Genomic DNA, 9,871 nt, shown 5'->3' on the forward strand with positions numbered 1-9,871 from the left:
CTCGCTGGCCCGGCTCGCCGCCGGGGGCCGCCGCCGGGCGCACGCGGTCATCGCCGCCGCCGGGCTGCTGGTGCTCGGCACCGCCGGTGCGATGGTCGTCACCCTGGTGGTCGGCGGGCCCGACGACACGGCCCGCCGGGCCCGGCCCGCGGCGGCGCCGCAGACGGAGGCGTCCCCGCCGCCGGAGGTGTGCTCCGCGGCCGGTACGGGCAGTTCGGGTCCGGCCGCGCCCGGCCGCGAGCCGGGGCTGCGGAGCCCCTGGTGCAGTCCGACGGCCCCGCGGCCGGGAGCGGCCCCGAGCGGGGCGGCGGACGGCGGCACGGCCCTCCCGGACGGGGACACGCCGTCCACGGCCCCGCAGGACGGGACGGACGGGACGGACGGGACGGACGGGACGGACGGGACGAGCGGCCCGGGCGACGGAACGGTGACCGAGGGCGCGCCCCCGCACGACGGGCAGCCGGTGACCGGTCCCGTGGCGCTGACCCGGCCCGCGGACGCGCTGCCGGTCCCGGTGCCGTGCGCGCCGCTGTGGCCCTGCGCGACGCTCGCCCCGGCGGACGTCCCCCGGCTGCTCCCCTGACCCGGGAAGTGACCCGGGGAACGACCCGGGGAGCCGGGATAAGACGGCGAGGGGGGGGGGGGGGGGGGGGGGGGGGGGCGCGCGCCCGTGCCGCCGCCGCCCTCGCACGTGGCGTCGGCCCTGGGGCCTGCCGGGGCCTTACTTGACGGTCGCGAAGAGCTCGCGGGCCAGGCGGGCGGTCTCGGACGGCGTCTTGCCGACCTTGACGCCGGCGGCCTCGAGGGCCTCCTTCTTCGCCTGGGCGGTGCCGGAGGAGCCGGAGACGATGGCGCCGGCGTGGCCCATGGTCTTGCCCTCGGGCGCGGTGAAGCCCGCGACATAGCCGACGACCGGCTTGGTGACGTGCTCGGCGATGAAGGCCGCGGCACGCTCCTCGGCGTCGCCGCCGATCTCACCGATCATCACGATGACCTCGGTCTCCGGGTCCTCCTGGAACGCCTTGAGGGCGTCGATGTGGGTGGTGCCGATGACGGGGTCGCCACCGATGCCCACGGCCGAGGAGAAGCCCAGGTCACGCAGCTCGTACATGAGCTGGTAGGTCAGGGTGCCGGACTTGGAGACCAGGCCGATCTTGCCCGGGCCGGTGATGTCGGCGGGGATGATGCCCGCGTTCGACTGTCCGGGGGAGATCAGGCCGGGGCAGTTCGGGCCGATGATCTGGGTCTTGCTGCCCTTGGCACCGGCGTACGCCCAGAAGGCGGCCGAGTCGTGGACCGGCACGCCCTCGGTGATGACGACCGCGAGGCCGATCTCGGCGTCGATCGCCTCGACGACGGCGTCCTTGGTGAACTTCGGCGGCACGAAGATGACGGTGACGTCGGCACCGGTCTTCTCCATGGCCTCGGCGACGGAGCCGAAGACGGGCACCTCGGTGCCGTCGACGTCGACCGTGGTGCCGGCCTTGCGCGGGTTCACACCGCCGACGATCTGGGTGCCGGAGGCGAGCATGCGGCGGGTGTGCTTCATGCCCTCGGAGCCGGTCATGCCCTGGACGATGACCTTGCTGTCCTTGGTAAGGAAGATAGCCATGTGAAAGTCCCCTTCCTTACTTGGCGTTGGCAAGCTCGGCGGCGCGGTCGGCCGCACCGTCCATGGTGTCCACCTGCTGAACGAGCGGGTGGTTGGCGTCGGTCAGGATCTTGCGACCCAGCTCGGCGTTGTTGCCGTCCAGGCGGACGACGAGCGGCTTGGTGACGGCCTCGCCCTTCTCCTCGAGGAGGGCAAGGGCCTGCACGATGCCGTTGGCGACCGCGTCGCACGCGGTGATGCCGCCGAAGACGTTGACGAAGACCGACTTGACGTCGGTGTCGCCCAGGATGATCTCCAGGCCGTTCGCCATGACCTCGGCGGAGGCGCCGCCACCGATGTCGAGGAAGTTGGCGGGCTTCACGCCGCCGTGGTTCTCACCGGCGTAGGCGACCACGTCGAGGGTGCTCATGACGAGGCCCGCGCCGTTGCCGATGATGCCGACCTGGCCGTCGAGCTTGACGTAGTTGAGGCCCTTGGCCTTGGCCGCGGCCTCCAGCGGGTTCGCGGCGGCCTTGTCCTCGAGCGCCTCGTGCTCCGGCTGGCGGAAGTCGGCGTTCTCGTCCAGCGAGACCTTGCCGTCGAGCGCGATGATCTTGCCCTCGCCGGACTTGATCAGCGGGTTGACCTCGACGAGGAGCGCGTCCTCGGCGATGAAGACCTTCCAGAGCTGCTGGAGGACCTCGGCGACCTGGTCGGCGACGTCGGCCGGGAACTTCGCGGCGGCGACGATCTCGGCGGCCTTCTCCGGGGTGCAGCCCTCGTTGGCGTCGACCGGGATCTTCGCGAGCGCGTCGGGGTTCTCCTCCGCCACGACCTCGATCTCGACACCGCCCTCGACGCTGGCCATCGCCAGGAAGGTGCGGTTCGTGCGGTCCAGCAGGAACGAGACGTAGTACTCGTCCTTGATGTCCGCGGTCTGGGCCAGCATCACCTTGTGGACGGTGTGGCCCTTGATGTCCATGCCGAGGATGGCCTCGGACTTGGCGACGGCGTCCGCCGGGTCGGAGGCGAGCTTGACGCCGCCGGCCTTGCCTCGGCCGCCGACCTTCACCTGAGCCTTGACGACGGCGCGGCCGCCGAAGCGCTCCGCGATGGCGGCAGCGTCTGCGGCGTTCTCGATGACATCGCCGTCAAGCACGGGCACACCGTGCTTGGCGAAGAGGTCCCTCGCCTGGTACTCGAACAGGTCCACGTGTTTGTCCTTGTTCGTGGTCGCGGATTGTGTCTCTTCGAGCGTGCCACGGCAGGATCTTCGCTGCGGGTCGTCGGGGCTGCGCGGGTACGCAGAGCTACGGCCTTGCGGTCCGTACAGCGCCGGGCGCACCGTCAATCAACACGCGCGTCACGTCCGTGTGGCAGGTTATCCCCGTACGACGGGCGTGTTTCGCCCGTGACGGGGTCGGGCTTGGTGAGAACCGTCACAACGGGTGCACCCGGCAGGCCGGGAGCCGGTCTCTCATCGACAATGCCGATGCCGTGAGATGCGGACATCCCGCACCCGAACGGGTGAGGCGGCTCAGCCGTTGTCCGGCACCGGCAGCGGGCGCTTCTCGATCGCCGCGGCCATGATCTCCGGGAAGACGTCCGGTGTGCAGGCGAAGGCCGGGGCACCGAGCTCCGCCAGGGCCGCGGCGTGCGCGCGGTCGTAGGCGGGGGCGCCCTCGTCGGAGAGCGCGAGCAGGGCGATGAACTGCACCCCGGCCGCCTTCATCGCGGCGACCCGCTTGAGCATCTCGTTGCGGATGCCGCCCTCGTACAGGTCGCTGATCAGCACCACGATCGTCTCGGACGGCCGGGTGATCCTCGACTGGCAGTAGGCGAGGGCGCGGTTGATGTCGGTGCCGCCGCCGAGCCGGGTCGCGAACAGCACGTCCACCGGGTCGCTCAGCTGCTCGGTCAGGTCGACGACGGAGGTGTCGAAGACGACCAGCCGGGTGTCCAGGCTGCGCATCGACGCCAGCACCGCGCCGAACACCGCAGAGTGCACCACCGACGCCGCCATCGAACCGGACTGGTCGATGCAGAGGACGACGTCCTTCTTCACCGCGCGCTGCGCCCGGGCGTAGCCGATCAGCCGCTCCGGGACGACGGTGCCGGTGCCGTCCGGGCCCGCCTCGGGCAGGTAGTTCTTGAGGTTGGCGCGGATGGTGCGGTTCCAGTCGATGTCCCGGTGCCGGGGGCGGTTCACCCGGGCGGAGCGGTCGAGCGCCCCGCCGAGGGTCGCCCGGGTGCGGTCGGCGAGGCGGCGCTCCAGGTCGGCCACCACCTTGCCGACCACCGCCCGGGCCGTCTCCCGGGTGGTCTCTGGCAGGGCGTGCTTGAGCGAGAGCAGGGTGCCGACCAGGTGGACGTCCGGCTCCACCGCCTCCAGCATCTCGGGCTCCAGCAGCAGCCGGTCCAGGCCGAGCCGGGAGATCGCGTCCTGCTGCATCAGCTGGACGACCGTGGTCGGGAAGTACTCGCGGATGTCGCCGAGCCAGCGGGCCACCTGCGGCGCCGAACCGCCGAGGCCGGCACTGCGCGCGGCGCCGCGGCCGCCCTCGGCGTCCGCCCCGCGGTAGAGCGCGGCGAGCGCGCCGTCCATGGCGGCGTCCCGCCCGCTCGGGCGGTGGCCCGTGCCGTCGGCCTCGCCGCCGAGCACCATCCGCCAACGGCGCAGCCGCTCGTCGGCCGGGTCCAGCGGAGCGCGGGTGGCGGTCATGGGTGCTCCTCGGGTGCGCGTACGGGTGCGGGTGCAGGTGCGGGTACGGACGGGCGGGGCGGCCGGAGCGCGGGCGGGCGGCGCGGTGACGGCGTCCCAACAGCCATGCAACCAGCCGGGACTGACATCCCGACCGCCGCGCGAAGGCCCTGCCGGTCAGGTGTTGCGGCCGGTGGGCTGGCGCGGGATGCGGGGCAGCAGCGGCGCCGTCGTCACGTCCGGCAGGCCGAGCAGGAGGGCGAGGACGGGCAGGACGGCGTCCGCGCGCTGCTCGTCGAGCTTCTCGGGCGGGGCGGCCGCGGCGGCCGCGCCGGTGCCGAGCGGGCCGGCCGCGGCACGCTCGCCGATGGTGCGGCGCACGGCCGCCTCCAGGCCGGAGAAGGTGCGGCGCAGCACCGGCAGCAGGTCGATCAGGGTGTCGCCGGGGACGCCGGTGAGCCAGTCGTCGAGGAGGCCGAGCAGGGCGGTGTCGTGCAGCAGCAGGGCGCCGCCGCCGGCCAGGAAGCCCTCGATCCAGCCGGCCGCGTCGGCGGGGGCGCCGGCCGGGGAGAGCACCAGGCCCATCCGGCGGCCGGCCTCCGCGGAGTCGAGCCGGCCCTCGTCGAGGAGCAGCCGGACGGCGCGGCCGCGCAGCAGGCCGGGCACGCCGGTGGCGGGGCCGCCGGAGGGCTCGCGGGCGGCGAGGGAGTGCAGGGCGGCGGCCCACCGCTCGGCGGGGTGGTCGCCCGGGTCGTCACCGGCGGCGGGCGGCAGCAGGCCGACGGCGGCGTGGACGGCGTCGAGGTGGGCGCGCATGGCGGCGGCGCCGTCGGCGTCGCGCCCGGTGCAGGCGGGCGGCAGGCCGACGCCGATCCGCTCGGCGAGGCCGCGGGCGACGCCGTCGAGGGCGGTGGCGTCGGTGCCGCGGACGTCCCCGTAGCGCAGCGCGCGGACGAGGGCGGGCAGGGCGGCGGCGAGGTGCGCCACGTCGGTGTCCAGGGCGGCCCGGTCGGCGAGGGCCCGCATGACGGCGGGCAGGGCGCCGGTGAGGCCGGCGAGCAGGCACTGCTCGACGAGGCCGGTGAGGTCGGCGAGGTCGGTGGCGTCGGCGGCCTGCCGGGCGGCCTTGCCGCAGGCCGCGTCCTCGACGGTGGTGCCCCAGTGGGCGGCTTCGACGACGCGGACGGCGTACTCGGGCTCCCAGTGCAGCCGCCAGGTCTCCCGGAAGGTGCCGGTGGAGTTGACGGCGGAGCGGGCCGGGGCGCCCCAGTCGATGCCGAGCAGCCGCAGCCGGTGCAGCAGGCGGGAGCGCTCGGCGTCGAGGTCCTTGCGCAGGTCGAGGACGAGCTCCCGCTCGGCGGCCTCCGGCTTGAGGCGCAGGCTGCGCTGGAGGCGGGCGAGGTCGCGCTGGAGCGGGACGGCGGGGGCGCCGTCCGGGACCTCGCCGAGGGCGTCGCCGACCACCAGCCGGTCGTGGACGAGGGCGAGGGTGACGTCGGAGCCGTCGCACATCACGGACCGGACGGCGTCGAGGGTCTCGCCGAGGCCGGCGAGCGGGCGGCCGCGGAGCACGGCGAGCGTCTCGGCGAGCCGGACGGCCTCGATGACGTGCGCGGAGGAGACCGGGTGGTCCTCGGCGCGGAGCAGGTCGGCGATGCCGGTCATCCAGCGGGTGACCGGCCGGTCGGGGCTGGTGAAGAGGTGGTGGTACCAGCCGGGCGAGTCGATGCCGGCGCCGTAGCCGGTGTGCTGGGCGAGCCTGCGGTGCGTCCAGGGCACCCAGGTGATCTGGGTCTTCATCTTGGGCAGGCCGGCGAGCAGGGCGCGGTCGTGGGCGACGGTGGGCATGGTCTGCAGGGCGGGGACGTGCCAGGCGCCGCAGACCACCGCGATCCGGCGGTGGCCGGCCCGGCGGGCGGCGCGGATCTGCTGGCGCATGTACGCCTCGCGCAGGTCGTCGCGGCGGGCGCGCGGCCCGGCCGGGGCGGTCTCGCGCAGCGCGGTCATGGCCTCGGCGACCGCGGCGAAGGGCGCGAGGGCGTCCCCGTCGGGGGCGCGGTGCTCGACGACGTCCTCCCACCAGCGCTCGGGGTCGTCGTGGCCGGCGGCCTCGGCGAGGGCGGCGATCGGGTCGCCGATGCCGCCCTCCGCCTCCGCCGCCTCGCCGGACGTGCCCCCCGGCACGCCCGACGGGGCTTCGGCGAGCGCGAAGGTGTACGCCGCGGGCAGGTCGACGAAGCGGACCGGGACGTCGTGGTCGGCGGCGTACCGCAGGGCCACCCACTCGGGGGAGAACACGGCGAACGGCCAGAAGGCGGCCCTGGCCGGGTCGTCGACGACGTGGGCGAGCAGGGCGACCGGCGGCTGCATCTCCTTGTCCGCGGCGAGCGCGGCGATCGCGTCGGCCTCCGGCGGGCCCTCGATCAGCACCGCGTCGGGCTTCAGCTGCTCCAGGGCGGCGGCCACCGCGCGGGCGGAGCCGGGCCCGTGGTGGCGGACGCCGAGCAGGGTGACCTCTGCGCTCATGGTCGTGGACCTCGCTCTCGGATGGTTCTCTCGGTGGGCTGGGGCCGCGGCGGCCGGGTCAGTGCGCGTGCTCGCGGGCGGCGCGGTAGAAGTCCTTCCAGCCGTCCCGCTCGCGGAGCACGCCCTCGACGTACTCGTGCCAGACCGTGCGGTCGGCGACCGGGTCGCGGACGACGGCGCCGACGATGCCGGCCGTGACGTCACCGGCGCGGAGCATGCCGTCGCCGAAGTGGGTGGCGAGGGCGAGGCCGTTGGTGAGCACCGAGATCGCCTCGGCGGTGGAGAGGGTGCCGCTGGGCGTCTTGACCTTGGTGCGGCCGTCGGCGGTGACGCCGGAGCGCAGCTCGCGGAAGACGGTGACGACGCGGCGGATCTCCTCGGCGCCGGTGGGCAGCTCGGGCAGGTCGAGGGAGCGGCCGAGCTGGTTGACCCGGCGGCCGACGATGTCGACCTCCTCGTCGAGCGTGGCGGGCAGCGGCAGCACGACGGTGTTGAAGCGGCGGCGCAGCGCGGAGGAGAGGTCGTTGACGCCGCGGTCGCGGTCGTTGGCGGTGGCGATCAGGTTGAAGCCGCGGACGGCCTGCGTCTCGTCGCCGAGTTCCGGCACCGGCAGGGTCTTCTCGGACAGGATGGTGATCAGGCTGTCCTGGACGTCGGCCGGGATGCGGGTGAGCTCCTCGACGCGGGCGATCTTGCCGTCGGCCATCGCCCGCATGACCGGGGAGGGCACCAGGGCCTGCCGGCTGGGGCCGTTGGCGAGCAGCTGGGCGTAGTTCCAGCCGTAGCGGACGGCCTCCTCGGGAGTGCCGGCGGTGCCCTGGACGAGCAGGGTGGAGTCGCCGCTGACGGCGGCGGCGAGGTGCTCGGAGACCCAGGTCTTGGCGGTGCCGGGCACGCCGAGCAGCAGCAGGGCCCGGTCGGTGGCCAGGGTGGTGACGGCGACCTCGACCACCCGGCGCGGGCCGATGTACTTGGGGGTGATCACGGTGCCGTCGGGCAGCGTGCCGCCGAGCAGGTAGGTGGCGACGGCCCAGGGCGAGAGCCGCCAGCGGGCGGGGCGGGGGCGGTCGTCGGCGGCGGCGAGCGCGGCGAGCTCGGCGGCGAAGGCGTCCTCGGCGTGGAGGCGGAGGACTTCACTCGTACGGGTGGTCGTCTCGGTGGTCATCGACATCTCCTGGGTACGGCCGCCGGGCATGGCTGTGGCAGGGTGCGGGCAGGGCACGGGGACGGGTGCGCGGCGGACGGGACGGCCGCGGACGGCCCGCCGGAACGCGGTGCGGCAGGGCCGGGACGGGCTTCTTCGTACGCCCTTCCGGCCTGCTGGAACCACCATGCACGAGCCCACTGACAAGCCGGGACGCGACGGTGACCGGCCGTCAGTTCGACCGGACCGGATGTCAGTGGCCCGTCCTAGCGTCGTCGGCATGGAGGAACGCTGGAGCAACGAACACGTCCTGTCGCTCGCGCCGGACCAGGCGTCGCTGAAGGCGGCCGGCAAGCTGTCCGCGCCCGCGCCGTGGTCGGACGCGGGCTGGGGCGGCGGCGCGCTGTGGGGCGCCTGCAAGGGCAGCGGGAAGACGCCGTACTTCCCCTGCGTCGACCTCTCCGGGCCGGCGTACAAGTGCACCTGCCCCAGCCGGAAGTTCCCGTGCAAGCACGTGCTCGGCCTGCTGCTGCTGTGGAGCGCCGGCTCCCCGGCGGTCGCCGAGGCGGCGGCGCAGCCCGGGTGGGTGGCCGAATGGCTGGCCAGGCGTCAGGGCGCCGCCGAGCAGCGGGCCGTCCGGCAGCAGGAGCGTCGGGAGTCCTCCGCGGACGACCCGGCGGCGCGCCGGCGCGCAGGAGCTGCGGCTGCGGCTCTCGGACGCCGTCCGGCGCGGCCTGGCCGACAGCACCGCCCCCGGCGGCTGGGAGGAGGTCGCGGCCCGGATGGTCGACGCCCAGGCACCGGGCCTGGCCGCCCGCGCCCGCGAGCTCGCCCACACCCCGCAGGACTCCCAGCTGGAGGAGTACGCCCTGCTGCACCTGCTGGCCGGCGCCTACGGCCGGGTGGACGAACTGCCCGCGCCGCTCGCCGCCACGGTCCGCACCCGGGTCGGGTTCAGCACCGGCGCGGACGAGGTGCTGGCCGGCCCGACGGTCCGCGACCGCTGGCACGTCCTCGGCAGCCGCGACACCGCCGACGACCGGCTGACCACCCGCCGGATCTGGCTGCGCGGCACCAAGACCGGCCGCCCGGCCCTGCTGCTCTCCTTCGGCAGCCCCGGCCGGGCACCCGAGACCGCCCTGCCGACCGGGCAGGTGCTGGAGGCCGAGCTGGCCTTCCACCCGGGCGCCCGCCCGCTGCGCGCCGTCCTCGGCACCCGTCACGGCGAGCCGGCGCCCCGCTCGCCCGGGCCGCCCGCCGGGGTCTCCCCCGCCGAGGCGGTGGCCGGCTACGGCGAGGCCGTCGCCGACGACCCGTGGCTGGAGGCCTGGCCCGCCGTGCTGGCCGGGGTGGTGCCCGTCCTGGGCCCCGACGGCTGGCAGCTGACGGACGGCCGCAGCGCCGTCCCGCTCAAGCGCGGCGCCACGCCGGAGCCGGCGCTGTGGCGGCTGGCCGCGCTCTCGGCCGGCCACCCGGTCACGCTGTTCGGCGAGTACGGGCACGCCGGGTACGCCCCGGTCACCGCCTGGTCGGCGGACGGCCGCGCGATCGGCCTCGACCGGTGACCGCGCCCCGGACGGACACCGACCGCCATCCCCACCAGACCCACCCGACGGGAGGCCGGCCGTGACGGCACCGACCACCACCGCCCACGACAGCTGGTCCGAGCTGCAGACCACCGCCCTGCTCGGCACCGACCGGCCGCCGCTGCCCGGCCCGGCCGGTTCGCCCGCGTCCGCCGCCGCGGCCGGGGCCGTCGACCGCACCGACCCGGCGACGGCCCTGCTCGACCTGGCCGCGCTGGCCACCGTCCTGCGCCGCGCCGGTGCCCGGGCCCCGCCCGCCCCCGCCCCCCCCCCCCCCGCCGGGCCGGGCGGCCGGCCCGAGGTGCCGGGGCCCGGCCCCCCCC

7 protein-coding genes and 2 pseudogenes are annotated in these 9,871 nt (G+C 75.6%); 4 read left to right on the forward strand and 5 right to left on the reverse strand.

All coding sequences use genetic code 11. The features are described 5' to 3' along the window. Positions 1-583, forward strand: a pseudogene (locus ABD353_RS30280) (hypothetical protein); the annotation flags it as partial. A gap of 138 nt (positions 584-721) precedes the next feature. On the opposite strand, the gene sucD reads toward ABD353_RS30280, so the two are convergent. The 5 genes from sucD to ABD353_RS30305 all read right to left on the reverse strand — a co-directional run bounded on the left by sucD (position 722) and on the right by ABD353_RS30305 (position 7,983). After that, positions 722-1,612, reverse strand: coding sequence for a succinate--CoA ligase subunit alpha (gene sucD, locus ABD353_RS30285; RefSeq protein ID WP_344626876.1), 891 nt, complete (start codon positions 1,610-1,612; stop codon positions 722-724). Between the two features lie 16 nt (positions 1,613-1,628). Further along, on the reverse strand, positions 1,629-2,804 hold the full coding sequence (sucC, locus tag ABD353_RS30290; RefSeq protein ID WP_344626877.1) for an ADP-forming succinate--CoA ligase subunit beta: 1,176 nt from the start codon (positions 2,802-2,804) through the stop codon (positions 1,629-1,631). A gap of 324 nt (positions 2,805-3,128) precedes the next feature. Further along, positions 3,129-4,313: a VWA domain-containing protein gene (locus tag ABD353_RS30295; RefSeq protein WP_344626878.1), complete on the reverse strand. Its 1,185-nt coding sequence runs from the start codon at positions 4,311-4,313 to the stop codon at positions 3,129-3,131. 156 nt (positions 4,314-4,469) lie between these two features. After that, positions 4,470-6,818 carry a DUF5682 family protein gene (locus tag ABD353_RS30300; protein ID WP_344626879.1) on the reverse strand — a complete coding sequence of 783 codons (2,349 nt, stop codon included), beginning with the start codon at positions 6,816-6,818 and terminating at the stop codon, positions 4,470-4,472. 58 nt (positions 6,819-6,876) lie between these two features. Beyond that, complete coding sequence (locus ABD353_RS30305; RefSeq protein WP_344626880.1) at positions 6,877-7,983, reverse strand: ATP-binding protein; 1,107 nt, start codon at positions 7,981-7,983, stop codon at positions 6,877-6,879. A 259-nt stretch (positions 7,984-8,242) separates the two neighbouring features. Between ABD353_RS30305 and ABD353_RS30310 the strand changes: the two are divergent. The 3 genes and pseudogenes from ABD353_RS30310 to ABD353_RS30320 form a co-directional block, all read left to right on the forward strand. Beyond that, positions 8,243-8,458: pseudogene (locus ABD353_RS30310) on the forward strand (SWIM zinc finger family protein); the annotation flags it as partial. A gap of 286 nt (positions 8,459-8,744) precedes the next feature. After that, positions 8,745-9,527, forward strand: coding sequence for a hypothetical protein (locus ABD353_RS30315; protein WP_344626881.1), 783 nt, complete (start codon positions 8,745-8,747; stop codon positions 9,525-9,527). 61 nt (positions 9,528-9,588) lie between these two features. Beyond that, positions 9,589-9,871 (forward strand): DUF5691 domain-containing protein (locus tag ABD353_RS30320; protein WP_486326987.1); only part of this gene is annotated, 283 nt, incomplete at its 3' end.

It is taken from the genome of Kitasatospora arboriphila (assembly GCF_039528095.1).
Classification (GTDB): Bacteria; Actinomycetota; Actinomycetes; order Streptomycetales; family Streptomycetaceae; genus Kitasatospora; species Kitasatospora arboriphila.